The organism is Streptomyces sp. NPDC037410, assembly GCF_055602235.1.
This window is the reverse complement of sequence record NZ_JBVJWR010000033.1, coordinates 21,190-40,891: the sequence shown is the minus strand read 5'-3', so window position 1 is coordinate 40,891 and position 19,702 is coordinate 21,190. Positions and strand designations below refer to the sequence as shown.

Below are 19,702 nucleotides of genomic sequence, written 5' to 3'. Positions count from 1 at the left end.
CGAGGGGGCTGCACGATGAGCTATGAGGACCCGTATCTGATCATCTCCTCCGACTGTCACGCCGGGCTGCCCACCGAGGAGTACCGGCCCTATCTCGACCCCCGCTTCCACCGCGACTTCGACGACTTCCTGGCGGGGCGCGAGGCCCGCCGCCAGGCCATGACCCGGCTCGGGGTGCGCAACGAGGCCTTCGCCGACAAGTGGTTCCGCGACAACGAGGAAGGCCTGCGCGGCGGTTGGGACCCCGCCCAGCGCATCAAGGAGCTCGATGGCGACGGGGTGGCCGCCGAGGTCGTCTTCCCCGACGCGGACGCCGTCGACAGCCAGACCGCCGCGCCCTTCGGCGTCGGCCTCGGACTCTCCGGCGACCAGGACCCCGAGCTCGGCATGGCGGGCGCGAAGGCGCACAACCGCTGGCTCGCGGAGTTCGTCTCGGCGAACCCGGCCCGGCACTGCGGGGTCGCCCTCCTCCCCGTCACCGCCGACGTCCGCGAGGTCGTCGCCGAGATCCACCGCGCCAAGGAGTCCGGGCTCGGCGCGCTCATGATCCCCTCCATGTGGGTGGACAAGGCCCCCTACCACGACCGGCGTTACGACCCGGTGTGGGCGGCGGCCGCCGAGACCGGCATGCCGGTCGTCACCCACTCCGGGGCGGCGCCGCGCGAGGAGTACGGCGACCACCTCGGGATCTACGTCTCCGAGGTCACCTGGTGGCCGGCCAGGCCGCTGTGGTTCCTGCTCTGGTCGGGCGTCTTCGAGCGCCACCCCGGCCTGCGGTTCGGGGTCGCCGAGTCCGGCTGCTGGTGGCTGCCGAACCTGCTCTGGTTCATGGACCGGCTCTATCTGGGCGCGCACGGCGGCAAGAAGCTGTCCCCGTTCGCCGAGCTGAAGCGGCCGCCGAGCGAGTACCTGGACCGGCAGGTCTTCGTCTGCGCCACCAACACCAAGCGGCGCGAGCTGGCGCAGCGGTACGAGATCGGCGTCGACAACATCCTGTGGGGCTCGGACTTCCCGCACCCGGAGGGCACCTGGCCGGACACGCGCGCGTGGCTGCGGAAGACGTTCCACGACATCCCGGTCGCGGAGACCCGGCGGATGCTCGGTCTCGCCGCCGCGGAGGTTTTTGGATTCGATATCCAAATACTGGATCCGATATCCCTTCGGATCGGCCCCACCCCCGCCGACCTCGGCCAGCCCGCCGACCAGACCGCCGTCGAAGCCTCCTGGGCCCGCTCGCGCGAGGTCGGCCGGCACTGGCTCACCGACCACGAGTTCCCGGTCCTGGGGGTGAACCCGTGACCGACCGCTACACCGTCGTCTCCGCCGACTGCCACGCCGGCGCCGACCTCCTCGACTACAGGCCGTACCTGGAGAAGAAGCACCACGACGACTTCGACGCCTGGGCGGCGACCTACGTCAACCCGTACGAGGACCTCCTCGCCGACACCGCCGACCGCAACTGGAACTCCCGGCGCAGGCTGCGCGAGCTGGAGGCCGACGGGATCGTCGCCGAGGTCGTCTTCCCGAACACCATCCCGCCGTTCTTCCCCAAGGCCTCCCTGATGGCCCAGCCGCCCACCCGCGCCGAGTACGAGCGGCGCTGGGCCGGGCTCCAGGCCCACAACCGCTGGCTGGCCGACTTCTGCGCGGACGCCCCGGGGCGCAGGGCGGGCGTGGCGCAGATCCTCCTCAACGACGTGGACGCGGCGGTCACGGAGATCCGCCGCACCCGCGAGGCCGGTCTCACCGGCGGCATCCTGCTGCCCGGCGTCCCGCCGGGCTCGCCCGTCCCGGAGCTGTACTCCGAGGCGTACGACCCGATCTGGGCGGTCTGCGCCGAGCTCGACGTCCCGGTCAACCACCACGGCGGCTCCGCCTCGCCGCCGCTGGGCGACGAACCGGCCGCCCGGGCGGTGTTCATGGTGGAGACCACCTGGTTCTCGCACCGGGCCCTGTGGCACCTGATCTTCGGCGGCGCGTTCCGGCGCCATCCGGGGCTCAAGCTGGTCCTGACCGAGCAGGGCTCGGGCTGGATCCCCGGCGTGCTCGACATGCTGGACTACTACCACCGGCGCCTGGTCTCGGCCGCGACGCAGGCCGCCACCGCCGAGTCCAAGTTCGGCGCCGGCCTCGCCGCGTCCATGGGCAAGGGCCCCGGCGAGGTCTGGCGGGACAACTGCTTCGTCGGCGCCAGCTTCATGCGCCCCCACGAGGTGCCGCTGCGCGACCGGATCGGCCTCGACAAGATCATGTGGGGCAGCGACTACCCGCACGACGAGGGCACCACCCCGTACTCCCGGGAAGGCCTCCGCATCGCCTACGCGGGACTGCCCCGGGAGGAGGTCGCCGCCATGGTCGGCGGGAACGCGGCCCGGGTCTACGGCTTCGACCTCGCCCTCCTCGACCGCCTCGCCGCCGTCCACGGCCCGGCCGTCGAGGAGATCGCCGAGCCCCTGAAGGAGGTCCCGGCGGGCGCCACCAGCCCGGCCTTCGCGAAGGGCGGGTCGGTCCGGGTCTGGTGACCCACCGGGTGCGACCCTCCAGAAGTGACTGAAGCCCCCGCACACGACGAGGCCCACGGCGGCGGCCTCGGCTCCCGTCTCAACTGGCTCCGGGCGGCCGTGCTCGGAGCCAACGACGGCGTCGTCTCCACCGCCGGCCTCGTCGTCGGCGTCGCCGGAGCCACCGAGTCCCAGGCGGCCCTGCTCACGGCCGGCCTGGCGGGGCTGCTCGCCGGTTCGATGTCGATGGCGGCGGGGGAGTACGTCTCCGTCTCCACCCAGCGCGACTCGGAGAAGGCGGCGCTCGCCCAGGAGAAACGCGAACTGCGCGAAGAGCCGGAAGCGGAACTGGCGGAACTGACCGGCCTGCTCGCCGCCCGCGGCCTCTCCTCGGATGTGGCCCGCGAGGCCGCCGAACAGCTCACCGCCCGCGACGCGCTGCGCGCCCACGCGCGCGTGGAGCTCGGCATCGACCCCGACGCCCTCACCAACCCCTGGCACGCCGCCGCCGCCAGCTTCCTCGCCTTCACCGTCGGCGCCCTGCTCCCGCTCCTCGCGATCGTCCTCCCGCCGGCCTCCGCCCGCCTCTGGGTCACGGTCGTCTCCGTCCTCGCCGCCCTCGCCTTCACCGGCTGGTGGAGCGCCCGCCTCGGCAGCGCCCCCACGGGCCAGGCGATCCTGCGCAACGTGGCGGGCGGCGCGCTCGCGATGGCGGTGACCTACGGCGCGGGCTCGCTGCTCGGCGCGGCCGGGGTCTAGCGGAGCCTTGTCGGAAGGTGCCAAAGCTTGCTGACAAGCTGTCTCACTTACTTGTAAGTAATCACGTCTAGCCGAGCCCGGTCCCCGCCTCTACCGTCATCGGCATGCCGCCGAACCTGCCCGATGTCGTGCTCTGGTCCATACCGGCGTTCGTCCTCCTCACCGTCCTGGAGATGGTCGTCCACCGGGTCCACCCCGACGAGGACGCCGCCGGGTACGAGGCGAAGGACGCCGCCACCAGCATCGGCATGGGCCTGGGAAGCCTCTTCTTCGACGCGCTGTGGAAGATCCCGGTCGTCGCGATCTACACCGCCGTCTACGAGCTGACCCCGCTCCGCGTCCCCGTCCTCTGGTGGACGATCCCGCTCATGCTGCTCGCCCAGGACTTCCTCTACTACTGGCAGCACCGGGGACACCACGTCATCCGCGTCCTGTGGGCCTGCCACGTCGTCCACCACAGCAGCCGGAAGTTCAACCTCTCCACCGCCCTGCGCCAGCCGTGGACCGGTGTGACGGGCTGGCCGTTCTACCTGCCGCTGATCGCCCTCGGCGTCCACCCGGCGGCCCTCGCCTTCTGCTACTCGGTCAACCTCGTCTACCAGTTCTGGATCCACACCGAGCGCATCGACAAGCTGCCCCGCCCCTTCGAGTACGTCCTCAACACGCCCTCGCACCACCGCGTCCACCACGCCTCCCAGGGCGGCTACCTGGACCGGAACTTCGGCGGCATCCTCATCGTCTGGGACCGGATGTTCGGCTCCTGGGTCGCCGAGACCGAGCGGCCCGTCTACGGCCTCACCAAGAACATCGGGACCTACAACCCGCTGCGCGTCGCCACCCACGAGTACGCCGCCATCGCCCGCGACCTGCGCGCCGCGCACGGCTGGCGCGAGCGCGCGGGACGCGTCTTCCGCGGCCCCGGCTGGCAGCCGGCCCCGACCGGCGTCACGAACCCGCCCGCCCCGACGGAGGCCGCCGCGTGAGCACGCTCGCCCTCTCCCGCCCGACCGCCTCCCGCGCGCTGCTCGCCGCCTTCGGACTCGCGGCCGCCGTCGACCTGGTCTCCCTGCTCGCCGGAGCCGACCTCGGCCACCAGATCGCCAAACCGCTCCTGATGCCGCTGCTCGCCGCGTACGCCGTCGCCCTCGGCGCCCCCCGGCTGCTCACCGCCGCGCTCCTCCTCGGCTGGGGCGGCGACGTCCTCCTGCTCTCCGACGCCGACGGGGCCTTCCTCGTCGGCATGGGCTCCTTCGCCGCCGGACACGTCTGCTACCTGGTCCTCTTCGGACGCGGGCGTACGTCCCCGGCACTCGGCGTCCTGTACGCGGCCGCGCTCGCCGGCACCGTCACGCTCCTGTGGCCCGACCTCCCCGCCGGCCTGCGGATCCCCGTCGCCTGCTACTCGCTGCTGCTGACCGCGATGGCGTACCGCTCCAGCGCCCTCGGGCTCCTGGCCGGCCTCGGCGGCGCCCTGTTCCTGCTGTCCGACACCCTCATCGCCACCGGCGTCGCCGCGTGGCCCCAGCTGCCGGCGCCCGACTTCTGGGTCATGCTGACCTATGTCGCGGCGCAGTACCTCCTGACGGCGGGAGCGCTCCGCGCGATGTACGGTGAACGTCGTACAACCGTCTGACAGCAAGGACCGCTCCCCATGCGCGCCACCACCATCCATGCCCCGTTCGACATGCGCGTGGAGGACGTGCCCGACCCGGTGATCCAGGAGCCGACCGACGTCGTCCTGCGGGTCCTGCGCGCCTGCATCTGCGGCAGCGACCTGTGGGCCTACCGCGGCGAGTCCGCCCGGCAGCCCGGCCAGCGCATCGGCCACGAGTTCCTCGGCATCGTCGAGGCGGCCGGCTCCGACGTCACCGGCTTCGCCGCCGGCGACCTCGTCGTCGCCCCCTTCGTCTGGTCCGACGGCAGCTGCGAGTACTGCGCCGAGGGCCTCCAGACCTCCTGCCCGCGCGGCGGCTTCTGGGGCTCGGTCGGCTCCGACGGCGGCCAGGGCGAGGCCGTCCGCGTCCCCTTCGCCGACGGCACCCTCGTCAAGCTCCCCGCGGACGCCGCCTCCGACGACCGGCTCCTGACCGCGCTGCTCGCCCTCTCCGACGTCCTGGGCACCGGACACCACGCGGCCCTCGGCGCGGGCGTCACGAAGGGCTCCACGGTCGCCGTCGTCGGCGACGGGGCCGTCGGCCTCTGCGGCGTCCTCGCCGCCAAGCGGCTCGGCGCCGAGCGGATCATCGCGCTCGGCCGGCACACCGCCCGTACCGACATCGCCCGCGCCTTCGGCGCCACCGACGTCGTCGCCGAGCGCGGCGAGGCCGCCGAGGCCGCCGTGCGCGAGCTGACCGGCGGTCAGGGCGCGCACGCCGTGATCGAGGCGGTCGGCACCGAGCAGTCGATGCGCACGGCCGTCGGCATCACCCGCGACGGCGGCTCCATCGGCTACGTCGGCGTCCCGCACGGCAGCGGCACCGGCCTCGACCTCTCCGTCATGTTCGACCGCAACATCGCGCTGCGCGGCGGCGTCGCCCCGGTCCGCGCCTACATCCCGGAGCTCCTCCCGGACGTCCTGTCCGGCGCGATCGACCCGTCCCCGGTCTTCGACCTGACGGTGGACCTGAACGGCGTCCCGGCGGGCTACCGGGCGATGGACGACCGCACGGCCCTGAAGGTCCTGGTCAAGCCGTAACGGCACCGGGACGGGCACCCTTGCCGGGTGCCCGTCCCGTACGACCCCGGTCAGGCCCCGAGCCACTCCGGCGCGTCCGCCCCGGCGACGCCCGGCGGGCGCGACCAGTCCGTCGGGCCGCCCCCGTGCGCGACCGGCGACAACGCGTGCCGCAGGCGCCCCAACGGCCCCTCCGACTCCGCGAGGTACCGCTCCGGCGCGTACCGCGGCAGCGAGCCGCTCAGCCAGTGCCCCGTCTGCGCCAGCGCGAGCCGTACGAGACGGCTGCCGCCCTCCGCCCGCTGCTCCGTCAGCGACCGCAGCACCGCCGCCGCCAGCAGGTACCCCGTGCCGTGGTCCAGGGCCTGCGCCGGCAGCGCGCCCGGCTCCTCCGCCGATCCCTCCACCGCGGCGATCCCCGTCGCCACCTGCACCAGGGAGTCGAAGCCCCGCCGCTCGCCCCAGGGCCCGTAGTCGCCCCAGGCGGAGAGGCGGGCGGTCACCAGACCGGGCCGCTCCAGGTCGAACCGGTCGAGCGCCCCCGGCCGGAATCCGGTGACCAGCACATCGGCGGAATCCAGGAGTTCGTCGAAGGTGCGCCGGTCCGACGCCCGGTCCAGGTCGAGCGCGGCCGTCCGCTTGCCGACGCCCGTGTCCGCGTGCTGGTCGGGCAGTTCGGGGTTGCCGGGCGGGTCGATCCGCAGGACGTCCGCGCCGAGCAGCGCGAGCGTCCGCGTCGCGACGGGCCCGGCGATCACCCGGGTCAGGTCGAGGACCCGCAGCGGCCGCCCGCCCACGGCCCGGGGCGCGGCCCCGTCCAGCCGCTCCCGGGTCAGCAGCGGCCGCGCCGCCACCTCCCGGCCCTGCTCGCAGGCCGCCCACTCCTCGGGCGTGCGCAGGGCGACGGCCAGGCCCCCGGCCGCGTACACCGCCGTCTCGACCTCGACGGCCTTCCGCTCGGCGATCGCCGCGGCGACGGCCTCGACGGAATCGGAGACATCGAGCGCGGCGAGCAGCGCAGCCCTGTGGTGCGGATAGTTGGCGTGCGTACGGACCCACCCGTCGGCCGCCCGCCAGAACCGCGACAGCGGCGCGAAGTTCACCGGGGCCCGCCCGTCGACCCGCAGATGACGCTCGCTCACGAAGGCGGTGGCGACGGCCCCGTCGTCCACCCGCACCGGCCCCGGCAGCCCCGCGTGCTCCACCGCGGCGAGCGAGCAGACCGCGACCGTCGCACGCGCCAGGTCCATCACGGGCAGCCGCGCGGGCAGCAGCCCGGAGACCCCGCCGTACGCCACGCGGTCGACGAGGGCGGGATCGCCGCCGAGTGCCGACCACAGCAACTCCGTACCTGTACGCACTGTGTTGTCCATGACGGCAGTGTGGCACTGAGTGCCACCCCATGGGCATGGCGAAGGCCCTGGTGTGGCGCACCACACCAGGGCCTCACGCACGGGTACCGCTTACTTCACGGCGGCCAGCGCGTCGATCAGACCGGCTCCGTAGAAGCCGTTCTTGTTCTTGCCGCCCTCGCAGACGGCGTCGATCTTGCCGTCGCCCTCGATGTCGTACGGGTTGGTGCAGGCGAGGTCGTCGGCCTGCGCGTACAGCAGCGCCTTCAGCGCCGCCGGGCTGGCGTTCGGGTGCGTCGACTTCAGCAGCGCGAGCACACCGGCGGTGTGCGGGGACGCCATCGACGTACCGGCCTTGTAGTTGTAGCCGCCGTCGACCGTGGTCGACAGGATGCGGCCGTTGACCGCCGGGGCGTCCGGGGTCTGGTACTCGGTGCGGTCACCGCCGGGGGCGGCGACGTCGATCACGCCGAGACCGTAGTTGGAGTAGGACGCCTTGAGGTTCTTGGCGCCGGTCGCGGAGACCGTCACGACGCCCGGCAGCATCGACGGGTAGTCGAAGCACTCCGTCGGGTCGATGTCACGGGTGACCGCCGTGGTGTCGTTCGGGCTGGTCGTGTCCGTGATCGTGTCGGCCGCCAGGTCGAACTTGGAGTTGCCGGCGGCGGCGACGTTGACCGTGCCCTTCTTCTCCGCGTAGCGGGTGGCCCGGGTGACCGCCTCGATGAGGGCCTTCTGGTCCTCGTCGTTCTTGCAGGCGAACATCCACGGGTCGGTGTAGTAGCTGTTGTTCGTGACGTCGACGCCGTGCTCGGCCGCCCACACGAAGCCGCAGACCACGGCCTCGGTGTAGAAGAAGCCGTCGGGGGTCGACACCTTGATGCCGGCGAGCTTCACGCCCGGCGCGACACCGGTGATGCCGATGCCGTTCTTGGCGGCGCCGATGGTGCCCGCGACGTGCGTGCCGTGGTCGCTCTCGCCCTTCTTCGGGCGCCACGAGCCAGGGGTGGTGTCCGGCTTGCCGGACACGCAGTTGGCGGAGGCGGCGGCGTCGAAGTTCGGCGCCAGGTCCGGGTGGGTGTCGTCGACACCCGTGTCGATGATGCCGACGGTGACCTTGCTGCTGCCGAGCGTCTTCGCGTGGGCCTTGTCGGCCTTGATCGCCGGCATGTCCCACTGCAGGGGCTCCAGCGGGTCCTGACCGTCCGTGGCGGCGGCCGCGGCGGCCTTCGCCTCGGCCGGGGACAGCGTCTGCGCGCCCTCGTCGACGGAGTCGTCGGACTGGGCGGAGAGCGGGGCGGTGCGGGTCGAGCCGGCCGACACCACGCCGTCCGCCTGACGGATCGTCTTCGCGAACTCGGGGTTCTGCGAGTGGACGACTATCACGCCTATCTGGTCGTACGAGATGACCACCTCGCCACCGGCGGCGGCGATCGCCTTCCGCACCGAGCCGGCGGTCCAGCGGCCACCCTCGACGTTGACGACGTACGAGAGCTTCGGGCCGCTGAAAGCGGCCACGGTGGCCGGAGCGTCGCTCAGTTCCGCGGCGGAGGCGGCGCCGGGGGCAAGGAAGCCGAGCGAGGCCGTGAGCGCGAGACCGACCGGCAGAGCGAGAGCTCGGCCGCGCCTCGATCCCAGATGAGCCATGGGTTCTCCACATCATCCGTATGTACTGTCCGCGCGCGGGTTTGCGCGTGGACAGGTGCATGACGAGTGAAGCTATCGCTGATCTTCCCGAACCTTCAATGAGTTGAGAAGACTTCATGAAGATCTGTTCAAGAAATATCGCCGCGTGAACCGCTTCGCTTCCGGCTCCGTGCCGTTGGGCAGGGGAGGAGCTCCACTCGGAGCCCCGCTTCCCGCACCCCTGGTGAGGCCCCCTTGACCCAGCCGTCCGCCCCCGCGTCACGAGGAGAGTCCGTGGCTACCGAAGCACCGCCGCCACCCACGAACGGCACGGAGACCGACCACGGTCCCGCGTCGCCCACCACGGAGCAGTTCATCGAGGTGCAGGAGGGCGCGGAGTTCGGCGAACTGCGCCGCACGCACCGCTCCTTCGCCTTCCCCCTCACCCTGGCCTTCATCGCCTGGTACCTGCTGTACGTGCTGCTCACCAACTACGCGGGCGGCTTCATGGGGACCAAGCTCTTCGGCAACATCAACGTGGCCCTCGTCCTCGGCCTCGGCCAGTTCCTCACCACGTTCCTCATCGCCTGGCTCTACTCGCGGCACGCGGCGAACCGGCTCGACCCCAAGGCCGAGGCCATCAGAACCCGTATGGAGGGCGACGCATGAGCACCCCCGTCCTGCTCGCGGCGGGCAACGCCACCACCGAGCACCGGCCCCTGATCATCGCCCTGTTCGGCGCCTTCGTCGTCGCCACCCTCGTCATCACCGTCTGGGCCGGCCGCCAGACCCGCAGCGCCGCCGACTTCTACGCCGGCGGACGCCAGTTCACCGGCTTCCAGAACGGCCTCGCGATCTCCGGCGACTACATGTCCGCCGCGTCCTTCCTCGGCATCGCCGGAGCCATCGCCCTCTTCGGCTACGACGGCTTCCTGTACTCGATCGGCTTCCTCGTCGCCTGGCTCGTCGCCCTGCTCCTGGTCGCCGAACCCCTGCGCAACTCCGGCCGGTTCACCATGGGCGACGTCCTCGCCTACCGGATGCGCCAGCGGCCCGTCCGCACCGCCGCCGGCACCTCGACGATCGTCGTCTCGATCTTCTACCTGCTCGCCCAGATGGCGGGCGCGGGCGTCCTCGTCTCGCTGTTGCTCGGCATCACCAGCGACGGCGGCAAGATCGCGATCGTCGCCCTGGTCGGTCTCCTGATGATCGTGTACGTGACGATCGGCGGCATGAAGGGCACCACCTGGGTGCAGATGGTCAAGGCGGTCCTGCTCATCGCGGGCACCCTCCTGATCACCTTCCTCATCCTCCTCAAGTTCCACTTCAACATCTCGGAGCTGCTCGGCGCCGCCGCCACCAACAGCGGCAAGGGCGACGCCTTCCTTGAGCCCGGCCTCAAGTACGGCGCCACCGCCACCTCCAAGCTGGACTTCCTGTCGCTCGGCATCGCGCTCGTCCTCGGCACGGCCGGCCTGCCGCACATCCTGATCCGCTTCTACACGGTGCCGACCGCCAAGGCCGCCCGTAAGTCCGTCAACTGGGCCATCGGCATCATCGGCGCCTTCTACCTGATGACGATCGTCCTCGGCTTCGGCGCCGCCGCCCTCCTCAAGAACAGCGACATCATCGCCTCCAACAAGGCCGGCAACACCGCCGCCCCGCTCGCGGCCCTGGAGATCGGCGGCGGAGCGGACTCCACCGGCGGCTCGATCCTCCTCGCCGTCATCTCCGCCGTCGCCTTCGCGACCATCCTCGCCGTCGTCGCCGGCCTGACCCTGGCCTCCTCCTCGTCCTTCGCGCACGACATCTACGCCAACGTCATCCGGCGCGGGAAGGCCACCGAGCAGGAGGAGGTGAAGGCCGCCCGCTGGGCGACCGTCTTCATCGGCATCGTCTCGATCGCCCTCGGCGCCCTCGCCCGCGACCTCAACGTCGCCGGGCTGGTCGCCCTCGCCTTCGCGGTCGCCGCCTCGGCCAACCTGCCGACGATCCTCTACTCGCTCTTCTGGAAGCGCTTCACCACCCGGGGCGCCCTGTGGTCGATCTACGGCGGCCTGATCTCCGCCGTCGTCCTCGTGCTCTTCTCGCCGGTCGTCTCCGGCAAGCCCACGTCGATGTTCAAGACGGTCGACTTCTACTGGTTCCCGCTGGAGAACCCCGGCCTCGTCTCCATCCCGCTCGGCTTCCTGCTCGGCTGGCTCGGCTCGATCCTCTCCAAGGAGGAGCCGGACAAGGGCAAGTACGCCGAACTGGAGGTCAAGTCCCTCACCGGCGTCGGAGCGCACTGATCCGCATACGGCTGGTGACCACCGGACGGCCGCGTCGTAGAGTTCTACGACGCGGCCGCGTCCGTCCTCGTGACAATCGGCCCTGCTCGATGTCCGAGCACTCACGTAGGCTCGACACCATCACGCATCCGGAATCCGGGGAGGGGGCCCACAGTGCTCATCGACACCTACGGCCGTGTGGCCACTGACCTGCGCGTCTCGCTCACGGACCGATGCAATCTGCGCTGCACGTACTGCATGCCGGAAGAGGGCCTCCAGTGGCTCGCCAAGCCGGACCTCCTCACCGACGACGAGATCGTCCGGCTGATCCGCATCGCCGTCACCGACCTCGGCGTCACCGAGGTCCGCTTCACCGGCGGCGAACCGCTGCTCCGCCCCGGCCTCGTCGGGATCGTCGAGCGCTGCGCCGCCCTGGAGCCCCGCCCCCGGATGTCCCTCACCACCAACGGCATCGGACTCAAGCGCACCGCCGCCGCCCTCAAGGCGGCCGGCCTCGACCGGGTCAACGTCTCCCTCGACACCCTGCGGCCCGACGTCTTCAAGACCCTCACCCGCCGCGACCGCCACCAGGACGTCCTCGACGGCATGGCCGCCGCCCGCGAGGCCGGCCTCACCCCGGTCAAGGTCAACGCCGTCCTGATGCCCGGGCTCAACGCCGACGAGGCCCCCGACCTGCTCGCCTGGGCGGTCCAGGAGGGGTACGAGCTCCGCTTCATCGAGCAGATGCCCCTGGACGCCCAGCACGGCTGGAAGCGCGACGGCATGATCACCGCCGGGGACATCCTGGAGTCCCTGCGCACCCGCTTCACCCTGACGCCGGAAGGCTCCGAGGAGCGCGGCTCCGCCCCCGCCGAGCGCTGGAAGGTCGACGGCGGACCCCACACGGTCGGCGTCATCGCCTCGGTCACCCGCCCGTTCTGCCGGGCCTGCGACCGCACCCGGCTCACCGCCGACGGCCAGGTGCGCACCTGCCTCTTCGCCACCGAGGAGACCGACCTGCGGGCCGCGCTCCGCTCGGACGCCCCGGACGAGACGGTCGCGGAGATCTGGAAGAAGGCCATGTGGGGCAAGAAGGCCGGCTCGGGCCTCGACGACCCGAGCTTCCTCCAGCCCGACCGCCCGATGTCAGCTATCGGCGGCTGAGTCCCACTCGGCGAGGGGGACGACGTCCTTCAGGAAGCCCCGTACGCCCAGGAACTGGGAGAGGTGCTCGCGGTGCTCCTCGCACGCGAGCCAGGTCTTGCGCCGCTCCGGCGTGTGCAGCTTGGGGTTGTTCCACGCGAGGACCCAGACGGCGTCGGCGCGGCACCCCTTGGCGGAACAGGTCGGCTTCTCTTCACTCACTGGACCATTGATCATCCGATCATTGTCCAGCAACAGCGATGCCGGGCAGCCACGGGGGGAGCTGCCCGGCATCGGTCCGTCGCTCCGACGGGGGATGCGGAGCGCGTACGCAGTATGTCACGGCACATGGGGTGCGGTGCACCGGATCGTCATGATTGATCTGAGCTTCTCTTGAGGTTCGGTGCGTCGAGCGCCGGCCGCACCGGGGGCGGGACGAAGGTGGAGGGAAGGGACGGAGCCGTCTCGCGTCCCGCGTTGGCGACCACCACGGCGATGTAGGGGAGCAGGATGCCCAGACCCAGCGCCACGAAGGCCACGTGCCGCTCGACGTTCCACAGCACCGCCGCGGCGATCACGGAGAGCGTCCGCACCGTCATCGAGATGACATAGCGCCGCTGTCGTCCCCGGACGTCGTCGGCGAGCCCCTGCCGGGCCCCCGTGATCCGGAAGACCTCGGTCCCGCCATGCTTCGGCATCGCCGCTCACCACCCACCGGTCGTGCCGGACCCTCCCCGGTCCGGACCTCGCTCCACCGTACGCCCGCCGTCCCGGGCCGACGAGACCGGGGCACGTACGGCGCTGTCCGACATGCGCCGTATGGCCGATGGGCCGAGACTGGGCGCACATGCGCACTAGGAGGCGACGATGAGTTGGTTGTGGGCGATCATCGTGGGATTCGTCCTCGGCCTGATCGCGAAGGCGATCCTGCCGGGGAAGCAGCAGATCCCGCTGTGGCTGACGACCGTGTTCGGCATTCTCGGCAGCGTGCTCGGCAACGCGGTCGCGACCTGGATCGGAGTCAACGACACCAGGGGCATCGACTGGACCCGGCACCTGCTCCAGCTGATCGGCGCCGTCGCCGTCGTCGGCGTCGGCGACATGCTGTGGACCTCGGTCAAGGGCACCAGACAGCGCACCTGAAGCACGGCAAGAGGCCCGGTACGGCGCACCGCGCGCGTACCGGGCCTCTTGCCGTTGTCCTACTGGGCGGCGAACTCGATCGCCGCCAGGTTCTTCTTGCCGCGCCGCAGCACCAGCCAGCGGCCGTGCAGCAGGTCGTCCGCCGACACCTCGGCGTCCTCGGCGGCCACCTTCACGTTGTTCACGTAGGCACCGCCCTCCTTCACCGTGCGCCGCGCCGCCGACTTGCTCGCCACGAGACCGACCTCGGCGAACAGGTCCACGACCTGGCCGAGCTCGGACACGCGCGCGTGCGGCAGCTCCGACAGCGCGGCGGCGAGCGTCGGCCCGTCCAGCTCGGCCAGGTCGCCCTGCCCGAACAGCGCCTTGGAGGCGTTGATGACGGCCGCGCACTGCCCGGCGCCGTGCACCAGCGTCGTGAGCTCCTCCGCGAGCGCCCGCTGCGCGGCACGCGCCTGCGGCCGCTCGGCGGTCTGCTCCTCCAGCTCCTCCAGCTCCGCACGGGACTTGAAGGACAGGATCCGCATGTACGTCGAGATGTCCCGGTCGTCCACGTTCAGCCAGAACTGGTAGAACGCGTACGGCGTCGTCATCTCCGGGTCCAGCCAGACGGCCCCGCCCTCGGTCTTGCCGAACTTGGTGCCGTCCGCCTTGACCATCAGCGGCGTCGCGAGCGCGTGCGCCTCCGCACCCGGCTCCAGGCGGTGGATCAGGTCGAGGCCGGCCACCAGGTTGCCCCACTGGTCCGATCCGCCCTGCTGGAGCGTGCAGCCGTAGCGGCGGTACAGCTCCAGGAAGTCCATGCCCTGGAGCAGCTGGTAGCTGAACTCGGTGTAACTGATGCCCTGCTCGGACTCCAGGCGCCGGGCGACGGAGTCCTTGGTCAGCATCTTGTTGACCCGGAAGTGCTTGCCGATGTCGCGCAGGAACTCGATCGCCGACATCCCGGCGGTCCAGTCCAGGTTGTTCACCATGACCGCCGCGTTCTCCCCCTCGAAGGAGAGGAAGGGCTCGATCTGCGTGCGCAGCCGGTTCACCCAGTTCGCGACCGTCTCGGGGTCGTTCAGGGTGCGCTCGGCCGTCGGCCGCGGGTCACCGATCTGCCCGGTGGCCCCGCCGACCAGCGCCAGCGGCCGGTGACCGGCCTGCTGGAGCCGGCGGACGGTGAGCACCTGGACCAGGTGACCGACGTGGAGACTGGCCGCGGTCGGGTCGAAACCGCAATAGAACGTGACGGGACCGTCCGCGAGAGCCTTGCGCAGTGCGTCCTCATCGGTGGACTGGGCGAACAGCCCGCGCCACTTCAGCTCGTCGACGATGTCCGTCACGTCGTCCGTCTCCTCGTGATGCTCAGGGGAACAAGTTGTCGCGATCAGTCTATGGGGGTCAGACCCCCTTGCTGACCGAGCTCATGTTGAAGTCCGGCACCCGCAGGGCCGGCATCGCCGCCCGGGTGAACCAGTCGCTCCACTCGCGCGGCAGCGTCTTCTCCGTACGGCCCGCCTCCGTGGCCCGCGACAGCAGGTCCACCGGCGACTCGTTGAACCGGAAGTTGTTCACCTCGCCGACCACCTCGCCGTTCTCGACGAGGTAGACGCCGTCCCGGGTCAGCCCGGTCAGCAGCAGCGTCGCCGGGTCGACCTCGCGGATGTACCAGAGGCAGGTCAGCAGCAGACCGCGGTCCGTCGAGGCGACCATCTCCTCCAGGGAACGCTCGCCGCCGCCGTCCAGGATCAGGTTCCCCGCTCCCGGCGCCACGGGCAAGTGAGTAAGCCCCGCCGTGTGCCGGGTGGTGATCAGATGCGCCAGGCTGCCGGCCTTCACCCAGTCGACCGGCCCGACCGGCAGACCGTTGTCGAAGACGGAGGAGTCGTCGCCGGAGGAGTGCGCGATCACGAACGGCGAGGACTCGAGGCCCGGCTCGTTCGGGTCGCTGCGCAGCGTGAGCGGCAGCGGGGAGAGCGTCTCGCCGAGCCGGGTGCCGCCGCCGGGCTTGGAGAAGACCGTACGGCCCTCCACCGCGTCCCGGGCCGCCGAGGACCACAGCTGGTAGATCATCAGGTCGGCCACGGCGGTCGGCGGCAGCAGCGTCTCGTACCGCCCGGCGGGCAGCTCGATCCGCCGCTCCGCCCAGCCGAGCCGGGTCGCGAGCTCGGCGTCGAGCGCGGCCGGGTCGACGTCCTTGAAGTCCCGGGTCGCGCGCCCGGCCCAGGCGGAGCGCGCGCGGTCGGGGGACTTGGCGTTGAGCTCCAGGGTCCCGTTCGGCTGGTCGTGGCGCAGCCGCAGCCCCGTCGACGTGCCCACGTAGGTGGAGGTCAGCTCGTGGTGGGCGAAGCCGTACAGCTCACGGTCGCCGGCACGCGCGCGTGCGAAGGCCTCGCCGAGCGCCGGGGCGAAGTCGGTGAAGACCGCGGAGGAGGTCTCCGCCGGGGCGTCCGTGAAGTCGGGCGAGGCGGGCACGCCCTCCACCAGCGGCTGGGCGTCCTCGGCGGGCCCGGCGGCCCGGGCGGCGGCCTCGGCGGCCCGGACCAGGGGCTCCAGGTCCTCGACGGTCACGGCGGACCGCGAGACGACACCGGAGGCGGTGCCCTGGGCGCCGTCGACGGTCGCGATCACGGTGAGCGTCCGGCCCCGGGTCACGCCGTTCGTGGTGAGCGCGTTCCCGGCCCAGCGCAGATTGGCCGAGGACTCCTCGTCGGCGATGACGACACACCCGTCGGCACGGGACAGCTCAAGGGCCCGCTCGACGATCTCGTACGGCTTGCTGACGCGGCTCATCGACCGGCCTCCTGCGTGGTGTTGAGACTGTGCTTACCCGGGGGGCGACCCCCGGACCCCCGGCAAAGGTCGTGGCGGGCGTTCACCGACCGGCCTCCTGCGTCGTGTTCAGGATGTTGACGCCCCGGAAGAGGGCGGACGGGCAGCCGTGGGAGACGGCGGCGACCTGGCCCGGCTGGGCCTTGCCGCAGTTGAAGGCGCCACCCAGGACGTACGTCTGCGGGCCGCCGACCTGCTCCATCGAGCCCCAGAAGTCCGTGGTCGTCGCCTGGTACGCCACGTCCCGCAGCTGCCCGGCGAGGCGCCCGTTCTCGATGCGGAAGAAGCGCTGGCCCGTGAACTGGAAGTTGTAGCGCTGCATGTCGATCGACCAGGACCGGTCGCCGACCACGTAGATGCCGCGCTCCACGCCCCCGATCAGGTCCTCCGTGGACAGACCGCCCGGGTCCGGCTGGAGCGACACGTTCGCCATCCGCTGCACCGGGACGTGCGCGGGGGAGTCGGCGAAGGCGCAGCCGTTCGACCGGCCGAGGCCCGTGAGCTTCGCGATCCGCCGGTCCAGCTGGTAGCCGACGAGCGTGCCGTCCTTCACCAGGTCCCAGCTCTGCGCCTCGACGCCCTCGTCGTCGAAGCCGACCGTCGCGAGACCGTGCTCGGCGGTCCGGTCACCCGTCACGTTCATGATCGAGGAGCCGTACGCCAGCTTGCCCAGCTGGTCGAAGGTGGCGAACGAGGTGCCCGCGTAGGCCGCCTCGTAGCCGAGCGCCCGGTCCAGCTCGGTGGCGTGCCCGATGGACTCGTGGATCGTCAGCCACAGGTTCGACGGGTCCACGACCAGGTCGTACCGGCCCGCCTCCACGCTCGGCGCCCGCATCTTCTCGGCGAGCAGCCCCGGGATCTCGTCGAGCTCCTTGTCCCAGTCCCAGCCGGTCCCCGTCAGGTACTCCCAGCCCCGCCCGACCGGCGGCGCGATCGTCCGCATCGAGTCGAACTCACCGGTCGTCTCGTCCACGGCGACCGCCGTGAGCTGCGGGTGCAGCCGGACGCGCTGCTGGGTGGTCACGGTGCCGGCCGTGTCCGCGTAGAACTTGTTCTCGTGGACGGTGAGCAGCGAGGCGTCCACGTGCGCCACGCCCTCCGCCCCGAGCAGCCGCGCGCTCCAGTCGGCGAGCAGGGCGCTCTTCTCCTCGGCGGGGACGGAGAAGGGGTCGATCTCGTACGAGGAGACCCAGGTGCGCTCGGAGTGCACCGGCTCGTCCGCCAGCTCCACGCGCTCCTCGGAGCCGGCCGCCGCGATCACCTTCGCCGACAGCTTGGCCATGGCGACCGCCTGCGAGGCGACCCGCGCGGCCCCGTCCATCGTCAGGTCGACGCCCGACGCGAAGCCCCAGGCCCCGCCGTGCACCACCCGTACCGCATAGCCGAGGTCCGTGGTGTCCGAGGACCCGGACGGTTTGGCGTCGCGCAGCCGCCACGAGGCGCTGCGCACCCGCTCCAGGCGGAAGTCCGCGTGCTCGGCACCGAGCGCGCGCGCTCGGGCGAGCGCCGCGTCGGCGAGCGCCCGCAACGGCAGCGCGACGAACGAAGGGTCGATCTGATGGACCACGAGCGGCCTCGCTCTCGGCGATCGGAAGACAACGGTCTGAAACTGCCGGAAGTCAATCACGGGACGGGCCGCCGAGTCCGCGCATTGGCGTGCGACCCCGGCTCGTACCGCCCCCGAGCTGTAGGGATCCGACAGTGACACCCGTACGCCACTGTGGGAGGTCGATTCCTCATGTGGAAGGCGATACCGATAGGTTTTCGGCTACCAGACCGCTATCGAAAGGGTGATCCGTTGAGCCGCTCGGTTCTCGTCACCGGAGGAAACCGGGGCATCGGCCTCGCCATCGCCCGCGCGTTCGCCGAGGCCGGCGACAAGGTCGCGATCACGTACCGCTCCGGCGAGCCCCCGGCCGCCCTGGTCGAGCTCGGCTGCCTCCCCGTCAAGTGCGACATCACCGACGCGGAGCAGGTGGAGACGGCCTACAAGGAGATCGAGGAGAAGCACGGCCCGGTCGAGGTCCTCGTGGCCAACGCCGGCGTGACGAAGGACCAGCTCCTCATGCGCATGACGGAGGAGGACTTCACGTCCGTCCTCGACACCAACCTCACCGGCACCTTCCGGGTCGTCAAGCGCGCCAACCGCGGGATGCTGCGCGCCAAGAAGGGCCGCGTCGTCCTGATCTCCTCGGTCGTCGGTCTGCTGGGCTCCGCGGGCCAGGCCAACTACGCCGCCTCCAAGGCCGGCCTCGTCGGCTTCGCCCGCTCCCTCGCGCGTGAGCTCGGCTCGCGCAACATCACCTTCAACGTCGTCGCTCCCGGCTTCGTCGACACCGACATGACCGCGGTGCTCACCGACGAGCAGCGCGCGGGCATCGTGTCCCAGGTGCCGCTCGGCCGCTACGCGCAGCCGGAGGAGATCGCCGCCGCGGTGAAGTTCCTCGCCTCGGACGACGCGTCGTACATCACTGGAGCCGTCATCCCGGTTGACGGCGGATTGGGCATGGGTCACTGATCACCATGAGCGGAATTCTCGAGGGCAAGCGCATCCTCATCACCGGTGTGCTGATGGAGTCCTCCATCGCCTTCCACGCCGCCAAGCTGGCCCAGGAGCAGGGTGCGGAGATCATCCTCACCGCCTGGCCGCGGCCGACGCTGACCGAGCGCATCGCCAAGAAGCTGCCCCACCCGGAGAAGGTCAAGGTCCTGGAGCTCGACGTCTCGAACGACGAGCACCTCGCCCGCCTGGAGGGCCAGGTCCGCGAGCACCTGGGCGACCGCCTCGACGGCATCGTGCACTCCATCGGCTTCGCGCCGCAGGACGCGCTCGGCGGCAACTTCCTGAACACGCCGTTCGAGTCCGTGGCCACCGCCATGCACGTCTCCGCCTTCTCCCTGAAGTCGCTGACGATGGCGCTGCTGCCGCTGATGTCCGAGGGCGGTTCCGTCGTCGGCCTCACCTTCGACGCGCAGTTCGCCTGGCCGCAGTACGACTGGATGGGCCCGGCCAAGGCCGCCCTTGAGGCCACCAGCCGCTACATGGCGCGCGACCTCGGCAAGCAGGACATCCGCTGCAACCTGATCTCGGCGGGTCCGCTCGGCTCCATGGCCGCGAAGTCCATCCCGGGCTTCGGCGACCTCGCCGCCGTGTGGGACACCCGCTCCCCGCTGGCCTGGGACCTCGCGGACCCGGAGCCGGCCGGCCGCGGCATCGTCGCGCTGCTCTCGGACTGGTTCCCGAAGACCACGGGCGAGATCATCCACGTCGACGGCGGTCTGCACGCCATCGGCGCGTAACCACGCAGCACAGCAGGTAGAGGGGCGGGGGGGGGGGGGGGGGGGGGGGGGGGGGGGGGGGGGGGGGGGGGGGGGGGGGGGGGGGGGGAGGGGGGGGGGGGGGAGAGGGGGGGGAGG

Annotated in this window: 19 protein-coding genes; 12 read left to right on the top strand and 7 right to left on the bottom strand. The window is 71.5% G+C overall.

Translation table 11 applies throughout. The annotated features are described in order from the left end of the window. The first annotated feature begins 15 nt into the window (after positions 1 to 15). The 6 genes from ACZ7HT_RS35030 (at position 16) to ACZ7HT_RS35005 (ending at position 5,955) form a co-directional block, all read left to right on the top strand. A complete protein-coding gene (locus tag ACZ7HT_RS35030; protein ID WP_471173531.1) occupies positions 16 to 1,299 on the top strand; it encodes an amidohydrolase family protein in 1,284 nt (427 codons plus the stop codon). Continuing rightward, positions 1,296 to 2,522: an amidohydrolase family protein gene (locus ACZ7HT_RS35025; RefSeq protein ID WP_471173529.1), complete on the top strand. Its 1,227-nt coding sequence runs from the start codon at positions 1,296 to 1,298 to the stop codon at positions 2,520 to 2,522. The genes ACZ7HT_RS35030 and ACZ7HT_RS35025 overlap by 4 nt, the downstream gene beginning before the upstream one ends. Positions 2,523 to 2,546: 24 nt before the next feature. Further along, complete coding sequence (locus ACZ7HT_RS35020; RefSeq protein ID WP_471173528.1) at positions 2,547 to 3,260, top strand: VIT1/CCC1 transporter family protein; 714 nt, start codon at positions 2,547 to 2,549, stop codon at positions 3,258 to 3,260. A gap of 104 nt (positions 3,261 to 3,364) precedes the next feature. Continuing rightward, entirely contained in the window at positions 3,365 to 4,243 is an 879-nt protein-coding gene (locus tag ACZ7HT_RS35015) for a sterol desaturase family protein (RefSeq protein WP_471173526.1), read from the top strand. Then, positions 4,240 to 4,893, top strand: a complete 654-nt coding sequence (locus tag ACZ7HT_RS35010) for a lysoplasmalogenase (RefSeq protein WP_471173525.1) — start codon at positions 4,240 to 4,242, stop codon at positions 4,891 to 4,893. Before ACZ7HT_RS35015 ends, ACZ7HT_RS35010 begins: the two co-directional genes overlap by 4 nt. An 18-nt stretch (positions 4,894 to 4,911) precedes the next feature. Further along, positions 4,912 to 5,955, top strand: a complete 1,044-nt coding sequence (locus tag ACZ7HT_RS35005) for a zinc-dependent alcohol dehydrogenase family protein (protein WP_471173523.1) — start codon at positions 4,912 to 4,914, stop codon at positions 5,953 to 5,955. Positions 5,956 to 6,005: 50 nt separating this feature from the next. Here ACZ7HT_RS35005 and ACZ7HT_RS35000 read toward each other — a convergent pair whose 3' ends face one another. Both ACZ7HT_RS35000 and ACZ7HT_RS34995 read right to left on the bottom strand, forming a co-directional pair. After that, positions 6,006 to 7,307, bottom strand: a complete 1,302-nt coding sequence (locus ACZ7HT_RS35000) for a CoA transferase (RefSeq protein ID WP_471173522.1) — start codon at positions 7,305 to 7,307, stop codon at positions 6,006 to 6,008. 90 nt (positions 7,308 to 7,397) lie between these two features. Then, on the bottom strand, positions 7,398 to 8,933 hold the full coding sequence (locus ACZ7HT_RS34995; RefSeq protein ID WP_471173520.1) for a S8 family peptidase: 1,536 nt from the start codon (positions 8,931 to 8,933) through the stop codon (positions 7,398 to 7,400). 273 nt (positions 8,934 to 9,206) lie between these two features. Between ACZ7HT_RS34995 and ACZ7HT_RS34990 the strand changes: the two genes are divergently transcribed. The 3 genes from ACZ7HT_RS34990 to moaA all read left to right on the top strand — a co-directional run bounded on the left by ACZ7HT_RS34990 (position 9,207) and on the right by moaA (position 12,346). Further along, positions 9,207 to 9,581 carry a DUF485 domain-containing protein gene (locus ACZ7HT_RS34990; protein ID WP_471173518.1) on the top strand — a complete coding sequence of 125 codons (375 nt, stop codon included), beginning with the start codon at positions 9,207 to 9,209 and terminating at the stop codon, positions 9,579 to 9,581. Next, a complete protein-coding gene (locus ACZ7HT_RS34985) occupies positions 9,578 to 11,203 on the top strand; it encodes a solute symporter family protein (RefSeq protein WP_471173517.1) in 1,626 nt (541 codons plus the stop codon). The genes ACZ7HT_RS34990 and ACZ7HT_RS34985 overlap by 4 nt, the downstream gene beginning before the upstream one ends. Positions 11,204 to 11,356: 153 nt before the next feature. Further along, on the top strand, positions 11,357 to 12,346 hold the full coding sequence (moaA, locus tag ACZ7HT_RS34980) for a GTP 3',8-cyclase MoaA (RefSeq protein WP_471173515.1): 990 nt from the start codon (positions 11,357 to 11,359) through the stop codon (positions 12,344 to 12,346). Here the strand turns inward: moaA and ACZ7HT_RS34975 are convergent. Both ACZ7HT_RS34975 and ACZ7HT_RS34970 read right to left on the bottom strand, forming a co-directional pair. Next, the gene (locus ACZ7HT_RS34975) at positions 12,329 to 12,562 is read right to left on the bottom strand and encodes a hypothetical protein (protein ID WP_471173513.1); all 234 of its coding nucleotides are present in this window, start codon (positions 12,560 to 12,562) and stop codon (positions 12,329 to 12,331) included. The two genes, moaA and ACZ7HT_RS34975, sit on opposite strands and share 18 nt — an antisense overlap. Before the next feature lie 134 nt (positions 12,563 to 12,696). Then, complete coding sequence (locus ACZ7HT_RS34970) at positions 12,697 to 13,023, bottom strand: DUF3099 domain-containing protein (RefSeq protein ID WP_471173511.1); 327 nt, start codon at positions 13,021 to 13,023, stop codon at positions 12,697 to 12,699. A 169-nt stretch (positions 13,024 to 13,192) separates the two neighbouring features. Here ACZ7HT_RS34970 and ACZ7HT_RS34965 point away from each other — a divergent pair, with 169 nt between their 5' ends. Further along, positions 13,193 to 13,468, top strand: coding sequence for a GlsB/YeaQ/YmgE family stress response membrane protein (locus ACZ7HT_RS34965; RefSeq protein ID WP_471173509.1), 276 nt, complete (start codon positions 13,193 to 13,195; stop codon positions 13,466 to 13,468). A gap of 59 nt (positions 13,469 to 13,527) precedes the next feature. On the opposite strand, the gene tyrS is transcribed toward ACZ7HT_RS34965, so the two are convergent. From tyrS to ACZ7HT_RS34950, 3 genes are all read right to left on the bottom strand, one after another. Further along, positions 13,528 to 14,796, bottom strand: coding sequence for a tyrosine--tRNA ligase (gene tyrS / locus ACZ7HT_RS34960; protein ID WP_471173507.1), 1,269 nt, complete (start codon positions 14,794 to 14,796; stop codon positions 13,528 to 13,530). 58 nt (positions 14,797 to 14,854) lie between these two features. Then, complete coding sequence (locus tag ACZ7HT_RS34955) at positions 14,855 to 16,246, bottom strand: metallopeptidase TldD-related protein (protein ID WP_471173505.1); 1,392 nt, start codon at positions 16,244 to 16,246, stop codon at positions 14,855 to 14,857. 82 nt (positions 16,247 to 16,328) lie between these two features. Continuing rightward, positions 16,329 to 17,852: a TldD/PmbA family protein gene (locus ACZ7HT_RS34950; protein WP_471173502.1), complete on the bottom strand. Its 1,524-nt coding sequence runs from the start codon at positions 17,850 to 17,852 to the stop codon at positions 16,329 to 16,331. 231 nt (positions 17,853 to 18,083) lie between these two features. On the opposite strand from ACZ7HT_RS34950, the gene fabG reads away from it, so the two are divergent. After that, positions 18,084 to 18,803 carry a 3-oxoacyl-[acyl-carrier-protein] reductase gene (gene fabG / locus ACZ7HT_RS34945; RefSeq protein ID WP_030691676.1) on the top strand — a complete coding sequence of 240 codons (720 nt, stop codon included), beginning with the start codon at positions 18,084 to 18,086 and terminating at the stop codon, positions 18,801 to 18,803. A gap of 5 nt (positions 18,804 to 18,808) precedes the next feature. Further along, positions 18,809 to 19,585, top strand: a complete 777-nt coding sequence (gene fabI / locus ACZ7HT_RS34940) for an enoyl-ACP reductase FabI (protein WP_471173501.1) — start codon at positions 18,809 to 18,811, stop codon at positions 19,583 to 19,585. Positions 19,586 to 19,702 lie beyond the last annotated feature (117 nt).

Excerpts from the sequence above, each read along its gene's own strand:
- ACZ7HT_RS35030 (WP_471173531.1), top strand. The coding sequence starts at position 16 with ATGAGCTATGAGGACCCGTATCTGATCATCTCCTCCGACTGTCACGCC.
- ACZ7HT_RS35015 (WP_471173526.1), top strand. The coding sequence starts at position 3,365 with ATGCCGCCGAACCTGCCCGATGTCGTGCTCTGGTCCATACCGGCGTTC.
- ACZ7HT_RS35005 (WP_471173523.1), top strand. The coding sequence starts at position 4,912 with ATGCGCGCCACCACCATCCATGCCCCGTTCGACATGCGCGTGGAGGAC.
- ACZ7HT_RS35000 (WP_471173522.1), bottom strand. The coding sequence starts at position 7,307 with ATGGACAACACAGTGCGTACAGGTACGGAGTTGCTGTGGTCGGCACTC.
- ACZ7HT_RS34995 (WP_471173520.1), bottom strand. The coding sequence starts at position 8,933 with ATGGCTCATCTGGGATCGAGGCGCGGCCGAGCTCTCGCTCTGCCGGTC.
- ACZ7HT_RS34985 (WP_471173517.1), top strand. The coding sequence starts at position 9,578 with ATGAGCACCCCCGTCCTGCTCGCGGCGGGCAACGCCACCACCGAGCAC.
- ACZ7HT_RS34975 (WP_471173513.1), bottom strand. The coding sequence starts at position 12,562 with ATGATCAATGGTCCAGTGAGTGAAGAGAAGCCGACCTGTTCCGCCAAG.
- ACZ7HT_RS34970 (WP_471173511.1), bottom strand. The coding sequence starts at position 13,023 with ATGCCGAAGCATGGCGGGACCGAGGTCTTCCGGATCACGGGGGCCCGG.
- ACZ7HT_RS34965 (WP_471173509.1), top strand. The coding sequence starts at position 13,193 with ATGAGTTGGTTGTGGGCGATCATCGTGGGATTCGTCCTCGGCCTGATC.
- ACZ7HT_RS34955 (WP_471173505.1), bottom strand. The coding sequence starts at position 16,246 with ATGAGCCGCGTCAGCAAGCCGTACGAGATCGTCGAGCGGGCCCTTGAG.
- fabI (WP_471173501.1), top strand. The coding sequence starts at position 18,809 with ATGAGCGGAATTCTCGAGGGCAAGCGCATCCTCATCACCGGTGTGCTG.